The organism is Wenyingzhuangia marina (genome assembly GCF_900130035.1).
In the GTDB taxonomy this organism is placed as follows: Bacteria; Bacteroidota; Bacteroidia; order Flavobacteriales; family Flavobacteriaceae; genus Wenyingzhuangia; species Wenyingzhuangia marina.
The window spans coordinates 22,561-44,304 of record NZ_FQXQ01000006.1 but is presented as its reverse complement, the minus strand read 5'-3'; the positions used below and the strand labels follow the sequence as shown (position 1 = coordinate 44,304).

The window sequence follows — 21,744 nt, the reverse complement described above, 5'->3', positions numbered from 1 at the left end:
TTTATTTTTCAGGAGCTAAGATAAAACTAAATTCATATTTTTTATTGGCAAAATACATATAACTATCATGTGGTTTAGCACCCCAGCTATTGTCTCCACCAACACCCATCATTTTGTGATCGATGTGTAATTCAACAAAATCTTTTTCAACAATATCTAAAGTAGTTCTTAATTTCTTTTCTGTTCCAGGATCAAAATCAGAAGTGTTGTTGTGTAAAGCGTTAAACTCAATAGGATGCTCTAAAGCTTTTACTGCAAATCCCATTCCAATTTGATTTTTTAAACTTAACCAGCGAACATCTGTTTTATGTCCGTTTTCTTGTGGTCTGTTATAAGCAAAATATTGGTCTGAAACTTTAGAATCATAAACACCAACAAAAGCAGCAGTATTTCTGTCTACATAATTTTCCCAAGGACCACGACCATAGTATTTAAGGTTATCAAACTCTTTAGGCATTTCAAGTTTTAGTCCAATTCTTGGAATTTCAGGTAAATTTTCTTTTTTGGCTTCAAAACTATAATCTACTGTTATTTCTCCCTCTCCGTTAATTAAATAATTAATATCAATAGCTCCTTCAATTTCTTCATTTTTAAAAGATGTATAGATCATTATTTCAGACTTAGATACTTTTTTAGAACTAATGCTTTGTAATATAAATTTATCACCAGCTTCTTTCCAAACCAAAGCTCTTTTTTGTAATTGATTTCCAAAATCGTTATCTGTTGGAGCTCTCCAAAAATCAATTTTTAATGGAGCTTTAATTAATGGATATTCATTTAAAATATAAGTGTTTAATAATCCTGTTTTTTTAGAAAACTGAGTAATGAAATTTAATCCAGTTATCATGATTTCATTGTCAGTCTCTGATTTTTCAATAGGTTTAGTGGTGATGTTATTGTTTTTAGAAGCAATAACAGTATTCAATTCAAATTGTTCAGAAGCTATTTTGTGCCCATAAGGAATAAAAGTGTTTTCAGTATTTTGAATTGCATAAATATTTAAAAAAGAATCTGAGTTTTTATCAATTTCAGGAAGTTCAATTTTGAATTCTTTATGGGTTTGAGGAGCTACTCCTAATGGAATAAATTTTCCAGATTTGGTAACTTTTCCATTTTCTAAAAATTCCCAAACAATAGAGTAGTTATCTATGTTGGTAAAAAAATTTTCGTTTTCAATAAGAACTTTTCCTGTTTTGATATCTAATTTTTTAAAGATAATATTTTGATATACCTTTTTAATTTCAAACAATGCAGGATGAGGTTTTAAGTCAGGATCTACAATTCCATTCATACAAAAGTTATTGTCATGGTAAATACCTTCTGGTTCAAAATGACCACCATAAGCCCAAAATTGTTTTCCATTTTCATCTAATTTGGCTAGTCCTTGATCCATCCAATCCCAGATAAATCCACCTTGTAATTGACGGTGAGATTTTACTAAATCCCAATATTCTTGGAAGTTTCCATTGCTATTTCCCATAGCATGAGAATATTCACACCAAATAAAAGGACGATCTTTGTCAGAACCTAACCATCTATCTTTAACAAATCCGATAGAAGCGTACATGTGTCCTGCAATGTCGGTATGTCTTTCTTTAAGGTCAGTCATTCTTTCGGCACGTTCATAGTGCACTGGGCGTTTTGTGTTTAAAGCATGTGCAGCTTTGTAACCTGCCAGAAAGTTAACTCCAGTTCCAGCTTCGTTCCCCATACTCCAAACAATAATAGAAGGATGGTTTTTATCTCTTTTAATCATGTTGGTAATCCTTTCTACATGAGCAGCTTTCCAAATAGGCTTGTTTCCTAAAGTTTTGTCAATATCATATCCTATTCCGTGAGACTCTATGTTAGCTTCATCATAAACATATAAACCATATTCATCACATAATTGGTACCACATTGGATCGTTAGGATAGTGAGAAGTTCTTACGGCATTAATGTTAAATTGCTTCATTGTTTTTATATCAGCAATCATGTCTTCTTTGTTCACCACATGCCCAAAATAAGGATTGTGTTCGTGTCTATTTACACCTTTTAAAAGGATAGGTTTACCATTGACTAAAAGTTGTCCATCTTTTATTTCAGAAGTTCTAAATCCTGTTTTAATAGAAGTTGCTTCTATCAATTGATTTTTATGGTCATAAAGACTAATGATTAATTTATACAGATATGGATTTTCTGCAGACCATTTATTTACGTTAGGAATTTCATCAACAAAAGAAATAGTTTGTTCATTTTTAGTTGATTTGAAATTAGATTTTTTATTACTAATTTCTTGTCCATTAGCATCTACTAATTGATATTTGATGCTAAATTTTTTGTTCTTGTTTTTGATGTTTTTAACATCAATATTTAAATTTAAAACACCATGTTCATAGTTGTTGTCTAAAGAGGCATCTGCATAAAAATCATTAATGTGTGTTTTAGGTTTGGCTTGTAAAATAACATCTCTTTGAATTCCAGATAATCTCCAAAAATCTTGATCTTCTAAGTAACTACCATCGGTAAATTGAAATACCTGAACAGCTATTTTATTTTTTCCAGATGTTAAATAAGAGGTAATATTAAATTCTGAAGGTAATTTAGAATCTTGGCTATATCCTACTTTTTTACCATTTACCCATAAATAATATCCTGATTTTACGGATCCAAATTGAAGATAAACTTCTTTATTTTTCCAGTTTTTTGGAAGGTTAAAATAAGTGATATAAGACCCTACTGGAGACTCACTAATAAATGGGGGATTTGGAGTAAAAGGATAATCTGCATTGGTGTAGTTAGGGTATCCATAACCATACATTTCCCAGTTACCAGGAACCGTTATTTCATCCCAATTACTGTCATCATAACCAGACTTGAAAAAGTCTAAATTTCTTTCAGAGATTGTTTTTGCATATTGAAACTTCCACTTTCCATTTAAGAACTGAATGTTGTCTTCTTGTTGTGGATTGTTTTTTTGTGCTTTTTCTAAAGTTGAATAAGAATAAAAAGTTGCATGAGCTTTTTCTCTGTTGATTTGAAATAGTTCCGGGTTTTCCCAATCATTTTGACTAAAGATGTTTTGAGAAAAAATAAATACTAAAAATAGCAGTTTAATTTTGGTCATTTTTTAAGGGTTTAAATGAGATGATGAAAATACAGATTATTAAAAAAATAAGAGGTGTTATTATCGTACAAAATCAAGGTGACATTCATTTTTAGTGAGGAATCATTGTAATAAAGTATTCATTACATAAGTTATTTAGCTTGTGTAATTTGTTATTTGTCGAAATATGTTTTTAGCAGGCTAGTTTTGATGTAGTTTTATTTTCAACCATCATATTTAAGTAAAGAAATCATCATCATGAGAAAAATAAAACCTCTTATTTTACTGTTAGTTTTTATACAAAGTTGTCTTTTTGCACAACAAAAAACAGGAAATATTGTTGAGTATTTTGGAAAAGAAAAAATAGAAACGATTCAAGAAGGAAAATTAATTCATGTTTTTAAAAAAGCTTTAACATTAAAAGTACCTACCCATCATTTTAATTCCTCTTCTTTTCCTAAAGATCCTGTTTATGCTAGGTTTTTAGAAGAGGAAAATTACTTGCCTAATAACAAAGAAACTTTTGATATTGATTTTGTTGGAAATCCAATGGTTTGGAAAACCATAAAAGTAGATGAAACCAATAGTTTTAATGATGAAAATCTATCATCAAGTTATGTATTGTTAAAATACAAATCTAACAAAGTAAAAACGGTTTTGTTTGAAGCATCGGGGCATTCACTTGTTTTGATTAATGGATTGCCACACGAAGGAGATCATTACGATTTTGGATGGAATTTAATTCCTCTAGAGTTAAAAAAAGGAATGAATGTTTTTGTACTAAAAGTAGGACGTTTTCCTAGAATTAGAGCAAGGTTAATAGAGCCCAAAATGGAGGTACAATTAACCACAAGAGATGTTTTGGTTCCTGATGTTTTGTTTGATGAATCTAAAAACTATACTGGTGGAATTAGAGTGGTGAATAGCACCAATACTTGGATAAAAGGATATAGTTTAGAATCAGAATTAAAAGGTAAGAAACTAGAAACTATCGTTCCTGATATAGCTCCTATGAGTGTGTTAAAAATGCCTTTTTCTATTGCTGCAGTATCTAATAATAGCAAAGTTGGAGCAGAAAAGTTAAATATTATTTTAAAAAATAAGAACAGTGTTTTAGACACCAAAGAAGTTGAAATTCAAGTAAAGTCTAAACACCAAAAAATCAAACGTACTTTTATTAGTGATATTGATGGAAGTGTACAATATTATAGTGTTGCTCCATCAAGCAACAAAGATTTAAAAAACGGAGCTTTCTTTTTATCTGTTCACGGAGCTTCGGTAGAAGCCGTAAATCAAGCCAATGCCTATAAACAAAAAGATTGGGGTGATTTGGTGGCACCAACCAATAGACGTCCTTTTGGATTTGCTTGGGAAGACTGGGGAAGATTAGATGCTTTAGAAGTAATGGCAGATGCTAAAAACATTTATCAACCAGATCCTCAAAAAATATATTTAACAGGTCATTCCATGGGAGGACATGGAACTTGGTATTTAGGAGCTACTTATCCAGATAAATTTGCAGCCATTGCTCCTTGTGCTGGTTACCCAGATTTGTTGTTATACAGAGATGGATTTTTAAAAAGTACTTTAGAATTACCGCAAACAGAATTAACAAAATTAGGAATGACACCAGAAATAGTGAGTCGTTTAAAATTTAATCAGTCTCAAGAATTGACTCCTGTCGAAAAAATGATTGAAAGAGCAGGAACCCCTAGTAGAACGTTGGAGTTGATTCGTAATTATTTACATGTTGGTGTGTATTTGCTACATGGAGAAAAAGACAATGTAGTGCCAACTTCTATCGCTAGAGGAATGAGACAACGATTGGGAACTTTTCATAATGATTTTGTGTATTATGAATATCCTGATGGAACGCATTGGTATGGAGATCATAGTATAGACTGGGAACCTCTTTTTAATTTCTTTAAAAGACATACTATTAAAAAAGATGATGAAATTAAAAACTTAGAATTCTATACAGGTTCACCAGGAGTATCAGCAAGTTCACATTTTGTTACCATATACCAGCAAGAAATTCCTTTTAAAACCAGTTCATTCAACTTTTCTAAAGAAGAGGGAGATTTGTCTATCAAAACAAATAATGCGGCTTTGTTATTGGTTGATTTTTCAAAATTAGTTACTGATAAAAATGAAATTAAAATAGATGAGCGTATCATCACAATTAATAAAGGAGCTAAAATGTACTTTCAAAAAGTTGATGGAGTATGGAAAAATACATCAGTTCCTAGTTTAGCGCAAAAAGGACCTCATAGAAATGGAGGGTTTAAAGATGCTTTTAGACACCATGTAGTTTTTGTATATGCAACCAAAGGAACTGATGAAGAAAATGAATGGTATTTAAACCGAGCTAGGTTTGATGCAGAAACGTTTTGGTACCGTGCCAATGGAAAAATTGAATTGGTGAAAGATGTAGATTTTTCGCCTAAGAAATATGCAGATAGAAATGTGGTGATTTATGGAAATAAAAGTAATAACGCTGCATGGAAAACGTTGTTGAAGAAATCACCTATTCAGGTAGAAAATAATAAGATTGATTTTGATGGAAAATCAATTACAGGAAACCAATGGGGAATGTATTTTATTGTACCAAGAACAGATAGTGATATAGCTTGTGTTGGAGTAGTAACTGCAACAGGAAGCAAAGGAATGAAAGCAGCATATATGAATCATTATTTGGTAAATGGAACCACTTTTCCAGATGTTTTATTGTTTGATGATGATGTTTTAGAAAATGGAATGTCTGCTGTAAAAGCTTCAGGTTTTTTTGGAAATGATTGGTCTGTAGAGAAGGGAGATTTTGAATGGAAATAAATCCAATCAAGTAGAAAAAGAAAGTTTTAGTAGTTTAATTATAGTTTGTTTAAAAAGTGCCTTAACATAAAATGTAAGGCACTTTTTTTTGATACTTATATTTCTTTCATAATTTCAGAAAGCAGTTTGTAGGAGTGTATTTTGTCTTCAATACTATAAATATTGGTTGTGACAATAATTTCGTCAACCTTTGTTTTTTCTAAAAAAGCCTGAATTTGTTTTTTCACAGTTTCTTTACTTCCTATAAAAGAATATTTAATCATTTGTTGTACAGAAGGATGTTGTAAAATTTCTTTTAAGTCATTTGTCATTTCTGTAGGTTCAGATAAAGGTTGTCTTTTTCCAGTTAAAATTCCAACAATCAATTTAAAGAAGGAAGTAGAAATGTTTTCAGCTTCTTCATCAGTATCTGCAATAATTACGTTAACACCTGCAATTGTATAAGGAGTGTTTAACGCTTTTGAAGCTTTAAATTCGTTTCTATAAATGTCTAAGGCATCTAAAAGCATTGCTGTGGCAAAATGACTAGCAAAAGCATAAGGCAATCCTTTTTTAGCAGCCAAGTGAGCACTGTCTGTACTAGAACCTAAAATGTACAAAGGGACATCAACACCTTCAGCAACCGTAGCTCTTACTTTAGAACTGGCATTTTCTTCAGAAAAAAAAGTTTGAATTTTATCAATTTCTTTAGGAAAAGAATGGGCCGCATCCATAAAATCAGAACGAATGGCATGTGCAGTTTCTTGATCGGTTCCTGGGGCTCTTCCCAAACCTAAATCAATTCTGTTAGGGTATAAGGATCCCAAAGTTCCAAATTGTTCAGCCACAATTAAAGGAGCATGGTTTGGGAGCATAATTCCACCAGAACCAACTCTAATACTTGTGGTTCCCTGAGCAACATATCCTATTAAAATACTAGGAGCGCTGCTGGCAATGGTTGCCATGTTATGATGTTCTGCTAACCAAAAACGTTTGTACCCGTAAGATTCTGCTTTTTGGGCTAGGCGAAGCGTGTTTTTATAAGTTTGCTGGATACTGGTTCCATTGGCTACAACGGCCAAATCTAAAATAGAATAGTGGGTAGGTTTGTTATTTGTCATGTTGAATTTTATAAAATGTAATTAACGGTAATCAAATTTTAATTACGTTGATGGTTAAAATATATGTGAAAATGATAAAGATTTGGAGAGTTAAAATCCTTTTTCTTTATAATTTTTATCGGCTTTTATAATAAACTCTTCTTTCTTTTCAGACCAAGTTTCTTGGACTTCTTTATTGTAGTTTAAATAAAGTTTACCATTTACAATGCTCCATGCATCAGCCTCTATTTTTGCTGGGTATCCTCTTGACCAACCAAAGGCACACCATCCTCCATATTGAGGAGCATATTTATTAGGTTTTGCTTTAAAAAGGGTCATGTTTTCTTTTGAGCTAAAATGCCATGTAGCATTGTTCCATTTGTAGGTGATGTCTTTTTTCCCTATTACGGGTTTAGATTCTGTAAAATAAGCTACTGGATCAAATCCGTTAATAGCTCCCTTTTCGGTTGTGAATACCGCTTTGGTTTTGTCTTGTGCAAATGCGCTAGTAGATAAAATAATGGTAAGTAAAAGTTTAACTAAAAGTTTCATGAATTTTATTTTAATTTCATCACTATTGTCGAAATGATGCTTTAATAATTACAGATATGATACAAAAATTATCATATAAAAGGGTATTCATTCAGGGGGATAAAAAAACTGCATTATAAAATAATTCATAATGCAGTTTTAAGTTTTTTGTACAGTTCTGTCTATATAAAATTTAAATGATTAAAAGGTTTTCCTAATACTTTTTTAGGGTCTGCCTTTAACCATTTTTCTAAAACTGTAGCATATACTTGTCTAAAATCTATTTCATATTTAATATCTCCATTATCATCTAAATCTGCTAAGTTTGGATGGTTGTTATAAATTCCAGGTTTTTTTAGATTTTCTGTAATTAAAAATAAATTGTTAGCAGCTCCATGATCTGTTCCTTTACTTCCATTTTCTTCTACACGTCTTCCAAACTCAGAAAAAACCATAATTAAAGTATCTTTAAAAGTGTTATTTTGTTTTAAATCATTCACAAAAACTTCTAAGCCTTCAGATAAAATATTCATCAACCTTTTATGTCTGTTGGTTTCGGCATAATGTGTGTCAAAACCACCCATAGAAACATAATAAACTTTGGTTTCTAAATGAGAGTTAATAAAACTAGCAGTTGTATTTAATTGTTTACCAAAAGCATTTTTAGGATAATTAGCTTTAGATTCATACGTCTTTGATTTGTTAAAAATATAGGAAGCGGATGATTCTGCTTGAATCATTTGTTTGTATAAATAGCCTAAGTTTTCTTCACTCAAATGTTCATCCATATGATGTTTGTTAATCACTTTATTAAAAAAAGGATCACTAGCATTTTTGTATAATAATTTAGGATCAAAAGCGGCAATTCCACTCTTGTCATTTCCTTTTAAAGCCAAAGAAAGTTTGTTGTCTACATCAATTGCCATGTGAGATTCTTGATTGTAAATATCTAAGTAATTCCCTAACCATCCTGAAGATTTATATTCATTAGCGTCACTGGCTGTTTGCCAAATGTCTGCCGATCTAAAATGTGATCTTACGGGGTTGGGATATCCAACATTGTTAATAATGCTTACATATCCTTGATCATATAAATTTTTGAGAGATGACATAGAGGGAGGTAAACCAAGTTCCCCATTCAAATTTAAAATCTCTGATTTTGGAATAGAAATATTAGGTCTGTTTTTATAATACAAATCATTTCTGTAAGGCACTACAGTGTTTAAACCATCATTTCCTCCAGAAAGTTGAATGACTACTAATTTTTTATGACCAATAAGATTTGTCGGAATTTTTTCGAAAGCGGAAACAAAACTTGGAACAAAAAACATTCCGCTAGCCAAAGAACTGTTAATTAAAAAATCTCTTCTTTTCATAATAGGTGGAGTTTAGCACATTTGGTATTCTGGTAAAGACATAAGGGCAATACAGAATTCTTTGATGTTGTTAGTGTTTATTTTTTTAATAAAATCTACGGTGTTTTGATTTAAGCTAGAACCAATAAGTACTTCTTGCCAATCTGTAGCGTTTGTGTTTTTTATTTGTTGGTTAAATTCTTGCCAATCAACTGTTGTAAATAATAATTTATTCTTATTGTTTTTACGTTTGTTAAAGGTTTCAAAATCATCTTCAAAAGCTACTTCGGGTTCTAGTTCTATTTCTTTTTGCTGGGCAATGGTAGAGGTTAGTTTTAATCTTAACATAATGGTGTTGGCATCAATCCATTGCTTGTTTCCAGGCCAACCTGCAACGTTTGGTGGATATAATAATTTTTGACCTAAATTAAATTGTAGGTATTGAAAATATTTGGTTTTATTAAAAGTATAAGGAATTACTTTTTGAATTCCGACCAATAGTTCTACCGGAGATTTTATTTTAACACCTATGTTTTTATCTTCATAAAACCAATCAGAAGTAAGCACAAATTCCATCAAATCAGAAATATCATAATTTTTTCTAAACACGTTAGCCATTTGTGTAATATGTTCCTGATTTGGTGTAGGGTTAACAAACTCTTTGTATATTTTTTTTGAGATAAACAAAGCACATTGCGGCTGTTCTAAAATGATATCAATGATATCTGTACCATTAAACGTACCCGTTTTACCTAAGAATGTTTTGCTACCAAAATCATGATGTTTTGCTCTAAAAATAAATGTAGTTTTATTTGATGACCAACCAGTAAAAGCCCTTGCAGATTCCTTAATGTCTGTTTCTGTATAATGTCCATTTCCTAAAGTAAATAGCTCCATTAATTCTCGGGCATAGTTCTCGTTAGGGTTTTCTTTTCGGTTTTGCTGATTGTTAAGATATTTAATCATCATAGGGGTTTTGGAGATTTCTAGTACAAAATCTCTAAAGTTTCCCAAAGCGTTTTTCTTTAAAACCAAAAGATATTGCTGGGTTTGTAAAACATCATTTTCAGCACAAACAAAATGATTTGCCCAAAATAAAGTCATTTTATCTCTTAGTAATTCGGTTGAATGATTTAGTTGATAATACCATTCAGAATTTAAATTAGCCAACAAACGTCTGTTTTCTTTTTGGAGCATACGTTTTTTTTCGTCATTTTTATCAAGAGACTTGATGTTTTCCAATTTAGAAGTATCAACAATAATAGGAGTAATGGTTTTAGATTTTTTAAAAAGATAATTAACGTTTTCTTTCATAGAAAAACGACTTAATTTGTCTAAGTTTTGAGGAAGAATTCCAAAACCCACCCTGTTATATAAGTGTATAATGTGTTTGTTTTTCATGGGGTAATCTTTTGTTAGTTTTAGTTTTTATTTATGATATGACTTTAATTTTTAAATTAAGTTTAATTGATTGTAGTGTTTGTTGTTTAAAAATGTACAAAAGTTGATGATTTATGTTTTTTTGTGTATTTATTAGAATTAACATGAGTTGTTATCTTAAAATATTGTTCAATAGTAAGTTAACTTTTTTATGAATATTTTATGTGAAATTATTTTGGGAATTGTTGATATCTCGTATATTTGCAATCCAAATCGCGGGATAGAGCAGTAGGTAGCTCGTCGGGCTCATAACCCGAAGGTCACTGGTTCGAGTCCAGTTCCCGCTACTAAATAAAAAAGGCTTCACAGAAATGTGAAGCCTTTTTTATTTGAAAAAATATTATTAAAATGTTTTAGTTTTTAAAAATTATAATGAACGATCTTAATAATAAAGAATAATACTATACCAAATCAACACTGTTGTTAAAGTGATTGATATCCAGGTGATTGTTTTTAACCAAGACATGTTTTTAGATTTTTAACGATTATATCATCAAATATATAGTTAAGCATACATGACATTTTTTTTTTTTCGGTAAAAGGTTTTTTTTAGAAGATGAATGGCTTTTTCTAATCGTTTATTAAAGGAAAATAGATTTTCGAATTTGATTTACCTAAAATGATACTAAAGATTTGTACCGTTAATTAGTATCTTGGAATTGTAAAATCTATTTTAATTCCCTTGTTTAATATTTTGTAAAATTTTATATCTCCGTGTAGACTTTCTATAATTTTTTTAATTATTGATAAATGATAATTATTAGAGGGGACGTAATATGATTTAAAAGCTAAAATGTCATGAAATGTATTGTCAAGAGTATTCCAGTTTTCCGTATATATGAATTTGTAATTATTCTCATCTTCTTCATAATCAATTGTAATACTTCCAGAGTTGTTCTTAATATTTTGAAAAGAATTAATGAGTAAATGATTAAACAAGATTTCCATTGCTGGACTGTTGCTATATATAACAGGGAGTTTTTGCAATATTTTTATTTCAATTCGTAATGGTTTTTCTAGTTTAGTTTGAATTTTTTGAAATATGTAATCTAAACTTATAGGGTAGTTTTTTTCAATATTTTGCTCAATGTTTAAAAAGTTTGTAATGTCTGTCACTATAAAATTTAATCTTTCGATTGAGGCATTAATAAGTTTTAATTTATGTCGATTAACATTATCTAGTAGGTCTTCGTTGTCTTTTTCAAACCAATTAATTAGAGCATGTAAATTATATAAAGGTGTACGTAATATATGAGAAAAGATATAGTTATAATCTTGTGAATCTAAATTTAAATAATTATTATCTTTATTAATATTTTCAGTATTATATATCATAATTTATCTAGGAATGTATTAAGTAGTTTAGACCTATATAACCATTAAAATATAGTATTTTTTTATTGTTGTATAATTTTACTAAATCACTTCGGTGTTTATAATTTGCTAATAAAGAAATACTAAGTTTGTTGGTTAATTTGTATTTAATTCTACAATTAATAGAAAAAGAAGGAGTCTTTGTGTTGTATTTTGATGTTCTAAAAATGAATCCAATATTACCACCTGTGTAGATATATGTTTTTTTAATTTTTAAAATTTGTCGACTGTAAAACAGTCCTGATGCTAAATAATGAATACGATTAAAATATTCTAGTTCAAGTCCATATTCATTTTTGTTTTTTGAAATATAAAATCTAGATAGTATATCAAGGGCACCTTTTTTATCATTCATGTAAGGGCCATAAATCAACATTTTAGGATCTATATAAATAGATAAGTTTGTTTTTTTTTGTGAATAGTTATTTATCGTCATCATAAAAAAAAGAACAAATACAAACAGCTTCATTATTTTAATATATTGATAGAGGTAAATTTTCTTTACCTAATAAGATATATAGCTTTTTAATAAAATAGATTTTAAAGTAATACTTGTTTTTTAAATTACAGTCTTCATATATGTATTCTGCAATATCTTTTGAAATTACTCTTTTACATATATTAAAGTCAAATATGTTAATATTTAATATTTTATGTATTACTTTTTTATAGCTTGATTTTTTTCTTGTAGTTTCTTTTTCACAAAAAACAACCTTTAGTTGAGGGTTGTTGTTTATTGTGTCTATGTTATTGTACATGATGTTAATGTTTTTTAAATCTTTAAAAGTATAATTAGCAAAATAATGTACATCTGTTTCTTTTAAAAGACTTTTGTGTGCATGAATACTCATTTGAATAGTATTGATCTCCTTATAAAGAGGAAGAATTATTATTCTACCAATATATTTAATTTGTAATTTTTGTATATCATTATATAAAGGATGGTTAATATGTGCCGGAATTGAGAAAACTAGTTCACCGGTGCTGCTAATTAGAATTTGTTTTAGAGTTTTTAGTTCTCTTTTATTTGTATTAATATCAAGAGGTAAAATAATAATTGTTTTATTCATGTTTTTTTAAAAAATAAAAGCCTAACACTAATATGAAATATGATAGAGAACCTATAACAACTCTACAACTCTCAAAGGTTAGACTTTTAAATTGTATTTATATTTTGTTTAAGTATTTTATTATATGTTTTGCTTATTGGAATATGTTCTTTGCCCATTACTATAATATTGTTTTCAATTTCATCTATTTTACTGATGTTAATTATGTATGATTTATGAACTCTAATAAAGCAACCAGGGAGTTTTACGATGAAATTTTTTAAAGTATTTTTTGTCAAATAATTTTTTTTACACGTTGTTTTTATGATAACATAATCTCCCCTAGATTCTAATAAAAGAATACCATCAACATTTATTTTTACAATTTTTCTATTGTAGTTAACAAATATAAAGTCCGAGTCTTGGTGCGGTATTAAAACAGTGTTTTTGTTTCTGTAACTATTTATATAACTATCTACCTTTTTGTTAAATGAATCTTCATTTATAGGTTTGTGTATATAGCCTACTATATTTTGATTTCCTATAAGATTAAAAGCATAATCTTTTTTTGATGAAATAATTATGTAGTTAATGTTTTTATTTACATTTTTTATAAAATCAAGACCATTTAAACTCGGCATCTCAATGTCTAAAAAAATTAAATCAACATCGTTTTTATTTACATATTCAAATGCTTCTACAGATTCGGTAAAGGATTTCTCTATTTTTAAAAAATAATGTTTGGAACAGAGTTTATTCATTATTTCAATGGTAGATTTATCGTCGTCTATGATTATTGTATTATGAATTTTCATTTTTTTATTTTTGCAAAATACATTTAGGTAATCAATTTTTTTGTAACTATTAACAAATGTATATGGTTTTTGTGTTGTCAGAATTTTAATATCGATGAAGTGACATATTTCGTAGATTACTTTATTAAAAAAAGAGATAATTTATTGTCTTACAGCTGATAGTTGTATAAGGAAAAATTTTGGTGTTTGTAAACAGTGTTGATGTTTTTTTTGTACTAGTGCAAATTTATGCTTAGATGATATGTTAAGTTCTATTGTTCGGTAAATTGACTTTATTTGAAGTTGAATGGTTTCTTTGTAACGATGATTAATGAATACTTAAATGTGTAGCGTTCCATTTTAACTAAAAATTAGCGTTTTTTACTTTGTTGAGAGTTTGGCAATAATATTTTAACTATGGTAACTTTTTTTAGGCAAAATATTTTTTTGTTTTTCAGTTGTGAGAATCATTAATATCCCTTATCTTTGCAATCCAAATCGCGGGATAGAGCAGTAGGTAGCTCGTCGGGCTCATAACCCGAAGGTCACTGGTTCGAGTCCAGTTCCCGCTACTAAAAACACCAAAAATAATATATTTATTTTTGGTGTTTTCTTTTTAATTATTATTTATTTTTTGAAATCTATACAATCCATCCGTAGCTTGTAGTAGTTTGTTTTTTAATACAGGATTTAAATTAGGATTTTCCTTTAAAAATATTTCAACAATTTGCAATGCTTCTTCCGATGAATAATTAGCTATAGAACTGTTTAGCCAGCTTTTAGGAAAAAATATATCACCGGTTAAAAATATTTCTTCTAACAAATTTAAACATAAGGGTAAATGTTTTATTGCTGTTTTTTGTCGTAGTGGGTGATGTATATTGTCTAAGGCCACTAGTGTCCAATATTCTTTTTCTCTATTTACCGGATTGGTTAAGGAATTCATAAAAGCATCTCTAACAGATTCATCATTAGATAGTGATGGTAATATAAAATCAAACTCTTTTTGTCTATCTATATTTGTAATGTTAGATTTTGTTTTTTCTAAAATTTCATCAATTTTTTCATGTTTATAAATGGCTAGTTTGCTAGCAATACTTGTATAATCAACTTCGTTTAAATTTAAATTGATCAAAGTTTCAGATTTGTTCCATATATCATATAAGTAATTTTTCCCTTTTTCTGAATATGCTACATTTTTATATAGATTAAATATTGTTTTTTTTATTCCAGGGGCTAAATCTTTGTGCAATAAATTTCTTAGTGATTTTTCAAAAAAAGGCAAAATATTTTTTCGTTGTTCATTAGTAAAATATTTCCAAAATACGCTAGATATTTCATTTGTGATCAATCTAATAATAAGTTCATTTTTTTCACTTTCAAGTCCATTTAAAAGTTCGTTATATGCTTTTTGTGGAGAAATGCTGTTATTTAACATGTTCTCATATAGATTAATGTATGAGTATCCTCTAGCAATATCATTATTAATGTGAGAGATCTTTAATTTTGAATTTTCTAAGGGGAAAATACCGTAGCCAATACCATTATAATTATAAATAATTGACTCTGGTTTAGGGAGACCAATAAGAGTATTTAGATTTGTATTTTGATCTTTTAATTGAACGTTAGTAATGTGTACAGAATCTTTATAAACCAAGCCAATATCAAAAGATTGAGGCCAGATATTGTTACTACCATTTTCAGCTTTCTGACTAATTTGAAAAGAGGTAATTTTATCATCAAAATATTCAATATCATCGGTTATTATAGGTCGGCTAGGTTCATTAACCCATACAGAACTCCATTGTTTTAAATTAATATTAGTTTCTTTATCTAACAATGCTACTAAATCATTCCAGTTGGCATTATCGTTAGCATAAGTTTTTATGTAATTTCTAATTCCCTTTTTAAATTTATCTTTTCCTATAATAGCTTCTAGTTGACGCATCATAATAGGGGCTTTGTTATAAATAATTGCTCCATATAATGAGCCTGCGTTTTTTAAATTGTCTAATTTCTGACGAATTGAATTCGTTCCTTTTGTTCGATCTTCACTATAGGCACTAGGGTAATGGGTAACCATAAACTGTAAGTCATGATTGATATTAGGGAAATATGGGGATGCAATTTTATCAGCCATAAAGTTGGCAAATACTTCTTTTAACCAAACGTCATTAAACCATTCCATCGTAACTAAGTTACCAAACCACATATGTGAAGTTTCATGAGCAATTAATTTTGCTCTGTTTAACTTTTGACTTTGTGTAGCGGTTGAATCTAAAAAAAGAGAGGCTTCTCTATATTGAATAGCCCCTACATGTTCCATACCTCCATATTGAAACCCCGGAATACTAACAAAATCTATTTTTTGAAAAGGAAATTTCTGCTGGGTATAATCTTCTAAGAAATCAATAGACTGTTGATGTAATTTAAAAATCTCATTCAAACTTGCATTGATTTTACTTTTATTATTTTCTCTGTATAATAATTTCATTTTCATGGCTCCCAGTTCATCAATACTTTCGTTAAATATACCTGTAACAAAAGAGAACAAATAGGTACTCATTTTGTCAGATGTTTTATTATACAAGTGTCTGGTGTAATCGCCCTGATTTTCTTTTAATTGTAATGGGGATCCACATAAGACTTTCCAGTCTTTGGGAGTTGTAATGTCTAATGTGTATTTGGCCTTAAGATTTGGTTGATCAAAACAAGGGAATAATGTGCTTGCTCTATCAGGAACCAATAAAGTATATAAATAATCATCACTTCTATTCAGAGATAATTCTCCAGCATTAAATTTAATTGTGATAAAATTTACTCCTTTTTTTAGGCAGTCTTTATCTATAATTAAGTGCTCTTTCTGATGGTTGATTAAAACACTATTACCATTTACCAAAACTTTTTTTAGAAGAGATTTATCTTCATTAAAATCCAAATATAAAGGATGTTCAAAATCGTTTATCTCTAAATTAATTTTTAGTTCAGACACAATAGGTTCTTCCCTTTTTAAAGGAATATTAAACTTTAAGTGATAAATAATATTTGAAATTTGTTTTTTTCTATAAGAGGCTAGGTCTATAGAAATACCATTTTTTAACAATACATCTTCTTTAGGTTTTAGATTACAAGAAAAGAGAACGGTTAAAATTAAAATAGAATATATTTTTTTCATCTTGAATATTATGTCAAACACAAGATAGTTTTTTTATTGATGTTATGTTAAAAATAAAAAAAGCCCTTAAAGTGAAATATTAAGGGCTTTTATAGTGTTATTATTAGAAATAGGTAAAATTATAATTTTATAATTTTTACAACTTTTGTTGATTGATTTTTGTCTGTAATTTTTAGCAAGTATACGCCAGAGTTTAAATTACTTAAATTTAATCTATTGTTTTGGTTTTGTATGCTAGTTTCCATTATTAACTTTCCCGTTAGATTAAAAATATTAACGATGTAACCAATATGATCATTTTCAAAATCAATATTTAAGTAATCACTAACAGGATTTGGATGTATTCTAATTTCATCTGTAATTTTTTTACTTGATAATCCACCCTCTTCAACTATTTTAAACTCAGTAATACTAGACCATTCACCTATATATCCTGAGGCACCAGTTATCGTAATCCTAGCATATCTTGCTGTTACTTTATCAAAGTCATCAGAGATTGGTTGTGAGGTACTTGTGTTTGTACTACGATCTACAACATATGAATTGGTAAAATATAAATTGTCTGATAATTCAATAGTGTATTTATAGGCTCTATTTTGAAAGGTTGAAAGTCTAGTTCCAATAATGGATTTATTTTCACCATAATCAATTACTGCTGTTTGTGGAAAACCATAAGCAGACCATCTTGAGTTATCAGCAGTGCTGTCATCAAACATTTTTGTTGCTGTATTCCCAGCTTCCTCATCTGAAGCAGATAAGACAAGCGGATAGGATGGGTTAGGCTCACAGCTTGCAGGATAACCATCAGTTATAGTTATGTAATCTATATTTCCTATACCAGCATTGGTATTGGCTTCTATTCTAAGATCTGATATTCCACTAGTCACAGGAATATTTATAGATACTTCTGAGTAAGTTTCAAACCCACCTGTAGTAAGAAGAGGAGCCTCTGCCACTATAGAGCCATTTATTAAAATATTAGCAGTACAATCAACAGGTGAGGCATATCTTATTGTTAAAGTTTCTGTACCGTCAAACATAAAGTTAAGCTTATAGTCGATACCACTTCCTATTTCGTCTGTAGTATTTGAAACCCCTGTCCCTGTATGAGGGTAGTTGGTATCGATACTACCGTCTAATCCACAAAAACCAGATTCGTTTTCTTGAATTGTTTTTGTTGCTACAGAATTATAGAAGTCTTCTGTGTAAGCCATTGTAGATTCTTGATCACGATAAGCAATACCTGCTGGATATAAAGCACCATTACCAGAGTTTGTCATTCTCAAGGTTTCATTACAACCATCCCATACATAGTATCTTTCTACAAAAGGAGCATCTTCTAGCATGGCTATAAATTCTTTAATAACTTCTCCGTTTCTTTGCGTTGTCGGTTCATTTCCATTATATGTCCAATTACAACCATTATTAAACTCAGTAATCCATATAGGACGACCAGTTCTGTTGTGTATTGCTAGTAATTGATTATATAATTGTTGGGCTGTATTGTTAGCTCTGTAAAAATGCCAAGGCACAAAGTCAACCCTGTATCCTAAAGCATCACATTTATCTATAAAATCGTATGTCCAATTCAGTCCACCATCAGTAGTTCCAGGAGCACCCAATCTTAGTCCAGACTCCATCATTTTTGGCCATTCTCTTAAGGCATCTGCTACGGTACTAAAACCATCATCAACTGAGTTATCAGGTTCATTGTAACCTAAAGCATGTGTACTACTGAATTTATCCATAAAATTCCCATAGCTATTCCATCTTGGATTGTGTCTCATTGGTACATATTCTACATCAAGCGTACCGTAATCTGCATTGTTGTAATCATAACTAGAACTAGCATTAAATCTAGTGGCACCAGATGGACTACCTCTCCACCCTTTTTTTGTTGTCCATCTCCATTGTCTTACTACTACCATAGAGATACTGTTTGATAATCCTTCTGGCATTTCATCTATAACAACGTCAGTATCATCTGCAATGTAAACTCTACTACCTCCTGTTCCATCTTGATTTACAGCAAATGTAGCCATGTATCCTTTTTTTAATATAAAAGACTCAATGTTATCTTCCATATCACTAAGCTCACTACTTTTATAATGCTTATTAATAGTAAAATCCATGGATGTTCCATTCTGATTTTTTTGACCGTATGCAGTTAGAGCTTTGTAGTCGTTTGAATGTGCCATAACCATAGCTCCTTTTAAATAATTGGTTATTCTAATATTAGAACCTATTATTGCTTCTTGAGTATTAACAGTAATATTTGATAAATACTTATTTGCTACCTCAGAAGGTAATACATTTTGAAAATAAATCCAGATGTCTGGAGAGGCTAGGTCAATTGCACCATTAATTATAGGACTCGTTGGTGAGGTAAGGGTTACTTGACCTTTACCAGTTAATTCTAAACTCAGGTTGTCTAGTGATGAATAAGTCGCTACGTGATTGTTGTATAGAGTAAAATTAGCTTTGTAAATAGCAGTGTTTACTGCGTCAATAGCCATTTTTAAATTATCTTCATTGGTTAAAATAGCTTCTACAGTAGCTGTTTCGTTATCAATAACAGTTTGTCCGTTTGTCATGGCTACTTGTAAATCAGCATAGACTGTTGATCCTTCACGTACTGGCTTAGGATCTGCAATCATTACTTGAGTTGAGTCTACTAATTTTTGAAGATTAGCCTTTGTTACAGGGTGACTAATAATTTTAACATAATCAGTAAAAATTTTTGCATTAAGACGGGTGTTTAAATTTGATGCTCTTGAACCTACCTGAATGTTTCCAGTAGTTTCAGAGGTAAGTCTTAAAGGAATAGTAGTTGTGTGCCAGGTTCCTAATGTTGAGCTATTTGTGTAATCAGAAAAAACTGATTTTCCATTGTTTCCAACCCAACCTGTTAAATTAGCTTCAATAGTATTATTTCCTTCAAAAGCACTACTAACCTCTATAGAATATAATCCAGCAGGCAAAGTAGTTTCTTGTTTGTATATAAGGTCTCCACTCAATCCAATACTAATTCCAAGAGCTCCTTGACCTGATCCAGTCAGCCCTTTAGAGTCAGTAGCTGGCAGAGAAGCTCCATTAAAACTTCCGTTCCAACCAAACTCAAAAGTTGATGCTGCTCCCCAACCTTTAACTTCAACATCAGCTAATGACCATCCGTCAACCACATTAGTATTAGGTGGTGTTGAAATTGAAATAGTTTCATTTCCACCTGTTAAATAGTTGCAATTAATATCAAAGCCTGCATTATTTAAATAAGTTTGAGTTACGTCTATATCTTGTGCATGAGTATTTGTGTAAAATGCTATAAAAAACAGCATGATTTTTAGGCTTTTCAAGCCTGAGTTTATTTTATTTTTTGTGAAAAAAGTTCCACAAATGAGTTGTTTTTTAAGTAGTTTGTAAATCATAAATCTTAGATAGTAATCAGTTAAAAAATATATTTCAAATATATGTATGATATTTTTATCACATAGGGGGTAAATCTGTTAACAATGAGGGTTAAATCAATTAATTATTAAATATTGTGTGTTATTTATTGATATTGTCGTGATTTATGATGAAAACTATCATCATATTGTTAAAATTATTGTTGAATTGACAAAGATGCTTTTTTAAGATTTTTATAAATAAGTATACCGTTTTTGATGTATAAAAATATTACAAAGAGTAATTGAGCAATTAAAGTTTAAAAGTAGGTCTATGTGAATGTTTTATAATAGCTGATTTAAGAACATACGTTTTAGTAAATGAGTTTTTCTTATTAATTTTTGTAATAAATAAGATGTATTAGTTATGGGTTGATAAAAGAAGATAATTTACTTTATACTATATCCAAAATAGGGTATATCTTATTTTCTTGAGGAAGATTTTCTAACAATAAGCGTAGGATCTAGAACCACCTTTTGTTCAATATATTTTTCCTTGTTTTTTACTTGTTCAATAAATACACGTGCTGTTGTTTTACCCATTTCAATAGGAGATTGATCTATAGAACTAATAGAAAGCTCCATAAACTTTGTAAAAGGTTCATTACTAAATCCAACAACACAGATGTCTTGTGGAATTCTAATTCCTTGAGCTTTTATTTCCTGTATGGCTCCTAAGGCACTAAAATCACTTGAAGAAAAAATAGCATCTGGCGGATTTTTTAATTTTAATAATTTTTTAGCAGCATCTTTACCTGCTTCAATATTACTTTTAGTTTCAATAACTAGGCTTTCATCAAACAAGATGTTGTTATCGCTTAATGCTTTTTGATAACCTAAAAAACGATCCCTAAAAATTTCAAAATTTCTATCAACAGTTAAATGAGATATTCTTTTACAACCTTCATCAATTAAATGTTGTGTGGCTTTATATCCAGCAGAAAAATCATCTATAGTAATTGAGCTAATTCCTGGAATAGATTTTTTTCTATCAAAAAATAAAAGAGGGATTTTTTTATTTAGGATTCTTTTAAAGGCATCATTTTTATCAATATCAATATTAGAAATAGACATCAAAATTCCATCTACTTGAGCGTTTAATAAAGTGTTAATATTTTCTGCTTCCATGTTTTCATTATTATTCGTTTGACAAATAATAACATGATATCCATGATTGAATAGTTCTTCTTCTATCCCTCTGATAATAGAGGCAAAAAAGTTAGAGTCAATACGAGAAATAATAACACCAACATTAAAACTTTTTCCATTTTTTAAAGCTTGAGCAAGTTTGTTTTGCTCATAATTCATTTCAGCAGCGGTTCTTAAAACAATTTCTTTGGTAGATTTGCTTATTTTAGGATTGTTATTCAAAGCTCTAGAGACTGTAGCAGCTGTGATATTGAGTTTTTTAGCAATATCATATATTGTTGTTTTTTTTGTCATTCTAGAGGTTTAATTTTTTTAAGTTATTGCAAATATACGCTTGTTGCTTAAAGAAATAAACAAAAATTATTGTTTGTCAATAAAGGAATGCTTGTTGCTAAAAATATAGAATATTTTTTTGTTGTAATGTGTTTTTAATAAAAT

The 21,744-nt window shown here is 29.5% G+C and carries 13 protein-coding genes and 2 tRNA genes; 3 read left to right on the top strand and 12 right to left on the bottom strand.

Features of this window, described 5'->3' with window-relative positions:
• Position 1: 1 nt before the first annotated feature.
• Positions 2–3,106: a beta-galactosidase, LacZ type gene (locus tag BUB70_RS12450; protein WP_073122084.1), complete on the bottom strand. Its 3,105-nt coding sequence runs from the start codon at positions 3,104–3,106 to the stop codon at positions 2–4.
• A 237-nt stretch (positions 3,107–3,343) separates the two neighbouring features.
• On the opposite strand from BUB70_RS12450, the gene BUB70_RS12445 reads away from it, so the two are divergent.
• Positions 3,344–5,917 (top strand): carboxylesterase family protein, encoded by a 2,574-nt coding sequence (locus BUB70_RS12445; protein ID WP_073122082.1) that lies wholly within the window; start codon positions 3,344–3,346, stop codon positions 5,915–5,917.
• Positions 5,918–6,012: 95 nt separating this feature from the next.
• Here BUB70_RS12445 and BUB70_RS12440 read toward each other — a convergent pair whose 3' ends face one another.
• The 4 genes from BUB70_RS12440 to BUB70_RS12425 form a co-directional block, all read right to left on the bottom strand.
• Complete coding sequence (locus BUB70_RS12440; protein WP_073122080.1) at positions 6,013–7,017, bottom strand: LLM class flavin-dependent oxidoreductase; 1,005 nt, start codon at positions 7,015–7,017, stop codon at positions 6,013–6,015.
• Positions 7,018–7,107: 90 nt separating this feature from the next.
• Positions 7,108–7,548 carry a YHS domain-containing (seleno)protein gene (locus tag BUB70_RS12435; RefSeq protein WP_073122078.1) on the bottom strand — a complete coding sequence of 147 codons (441 nt, stop codon included), beginning with the start codon at positions 7,546–7,548 and terminating at the stop codon, positions 7,108–7,110.
• A gap of 161 nt (positions 7,549–7,709) precedes the next feature.
• A complete protein-coding gene (locus BUB70_RS12430; RefSeq protein ID WP_073122076.1) occupies positions 7,710–8,903 on the bottom strand; it encodes a DUF1501 domain-containing protein in 1,194 nt (397 codons plus the stop codon).
• A gap of 12 nt (positions 8,904–8,915) precedes the next feature.
• On the bottom strand, positions 8,916–10,283 hold the full coding sequence (locus BUB70_RS12425; RefSeq protein WP_073122075.1) for a DUF1800 domain-containing protein: 1,368 nt from the start codon (positions 10,281–10,283) through the stop codon (positions 8,916–8,918).
• Positions 10,284–10,536: 253 nt separating this feature from the next.
• On the opposite strand from BUB70_RS12425, the gene BUB70_RS12420 reads away from it, so the two are divergent.
• Positions 10,537–10,609, top strand: a tRNA-Met gene (locus tag BUB70_RS12420).
• 358 nt (positions 10,610–10,967) lie between these two features.
• On the opposite strand, the gene BUB70_RS12415 is transcribed toward BUB70_RS12420, so the two are convergent.
• The 4 genes from BUB70_RS12415 to BUB70_RS12400 all read right to left on the bottom strand — a co-directional run bounded on the left by BUB70_RS12415 (position 10,968) and on the right by BUB70_RS12400 (position 13,560).
• Positions 10,968–11,657: a sensor histidine kinase gene (locus BUB70_RS12415; protein WP_073122072.1), complete on the bottom strand. Its 690-nt coding sequence runs from the start codon at positions 11,655–11,657 to the stop codon at positions 10,968–10,970.
• Positions 11,658–11,664: 7 nt separating this feature from the next.
• Positions 11,665–12,165 (bottom strand): hypothetical protein, encoded by a 501-nt coding sequence (locus BUB70_RS12410; RefSeq protein ID WP_143155303.1) that lies wholly within the window; start codon positions 12,163–12,165, stop codon positions 11,665–11,667.
• 4 nt (positions 12,166–12,169) lie between these two features.
• A complete protein-coding gene (locus tag BUB70_RS12405; protein ID WP_073122068.1) occupies positions 12,170–12,766 on the bottom strand; it encodes a hypothetical protein in 597 nt (198 codons plus the stop codon).
• Between the two features lie 86 nt (positions 12,767–12,852).
• Positions 12,853–13,560, bottom strand: a complete 708-nt coding sequence (locus BUB70_RS12400; protein WP_073122067.1) for a LytR/AlgR family response regulator transcription factor — start codon at positions 13,558–13,560, stop codon at positions 12,853–12,855.
• 478 nt (positions 13,561–14,038) lie between these two features.
• On the opposite strand from BUB70_RS12400, the gene BUB70_RS12395 reads away from it, so the two are divergent.
• Positions 14,039–14,111 (top strand) — tRNA-Met (locus BUB70_RS12395).
• Positions 14,112–14,155: 44 nt separating this feature from the next.
• Here BUB70_RS12395 and BUB70_RS12390 read toward each other — a convergent pair.
• From BUB70_RS12390 to BUB70_RS12380, 3 genes are all read right to left on the bottom strand, one after another.
• Entirely contained in the window at positions 14,156–16,714 is a 2,559-nt protein-coding gene (locus BUB70_RS12390; protein WP_073122065.1) for a M1 family metallopeptidase, read from the bottom strand.
• 119 nt (positions 16,715–16,833) lie between these two features.
• Complete coding sequence (locus BUB70_RS12385; RefSeq protein WP_159431432.1) at positions 16,834–20,049, bottom strand: glycosyl hydrolase; 3,216 nt, start codon at positions 20,047–20,049, stop codon at positions 16,834–16,836.
• Positions 20,050–20,580: 531 nt separating this feature from the next.
• Positions 20,581–21,600, bottom strand: a complete 1,020-nt coding sequence (locus BUB70_RS12380; RefSeq protein WP_073122061.1) for a LacI family DNA-binding transcriptional regulator — start codon at positions 21,598–21,600, stop codon at positions 20,581–20,583.
• Positions 21,601–21,744: the final 144 nt, after the last annotated feature.

Bases quoted from the DNA above. Each gene is read 5' to 3' on its own strand.
- BUB70_RS12430 (WP_073122076.1), bottom strand. From the start codon at position 8,903: ATGAAAAGAAGAGATTTTTTAATTAACAGTTCTTTGGCTAGCGGAATG.
- BUB70_RS12410 (WP_143155303.1), bottom strand. From the start codon at position 12,165: ATGAAGCTGTTTGTATTTGTTCTTTTTTTTATGATGACGATAAATAAC.
- BUB70_RS12405 (WP_073122068.1), bottom strand. From the start codon at position 12,766: ATGAATAAAACAATTATTATTTTACCTCTTGATATTAATACAAATAAA.
- BUB70_RS12435 (WP_073122078.1), bottom strand. From the start codon at position 7,548: ATGAAACTTTTAGTTAAACTTTTACTTACCATTATTTTATCTACTAGC.
- BUB70_RS12390 (WP_073122065.1), bottom strand. From the start codon at position 16,714: ATGAAAAAAATATATTCTATTTTAATTTTAACCGTTCTCTTTTCTTGT.
- BUB70_RS12450 (WP_073122084.1), bottom strand. From the start codon at position 3,106: ATGACCAAAATTAAACTGCTATTTTTAGTATTTATTTTTTCTCAAAAC.
- BUB70_RS12400 (WP_073122067.1), bottom strand. From the start codon at position 13,560: ATGAAAATTCATAATACAATAATCATAGACGACGATAAATCTACCATT.
- BUB70_RS12440 (WP_073122080.1), bottom strand. From the start codon at position 7,017: ATGACAAATAACAAACCTACCCACTATTCTATTTTAGATTTGGCCGTT.
- BUB70_RS12415 (WP_073122072.1), bottom strand. From the start codon at position 11,657: ATGATATATAATACTGAAAATATTAATAAAGATAATAATTATTTAAAT.
- BUB70_RS12425 (WP_073122075.1), bottom strand. From the start codon at position 10,283: ATGAAAAACAAACACATTATACACTTATATAACAGGGTGGGTTTTGGA.
- BUB70_RS12385 (WP_159431432.1), bottom strand. From the start codon at position 20,049: ATGCTGTTTTTTATAGCATTTTACACAAATACTCATGCACAAGATATA.
- BUB70_RS12380 (WP_073122061.1), bottom strand. From the start codon at position 21,600: ATGACAAAAAAAACAACAATATATGATATTGCTAAAAAACTCAATATC.
- BUB70_RS12445 (WP_073122082.1), top strand. From the start codon at position 3,344: ATGAGAAAAATAAAACCTCTTATTTTACTGTTAGTTTTTATACAAAGT.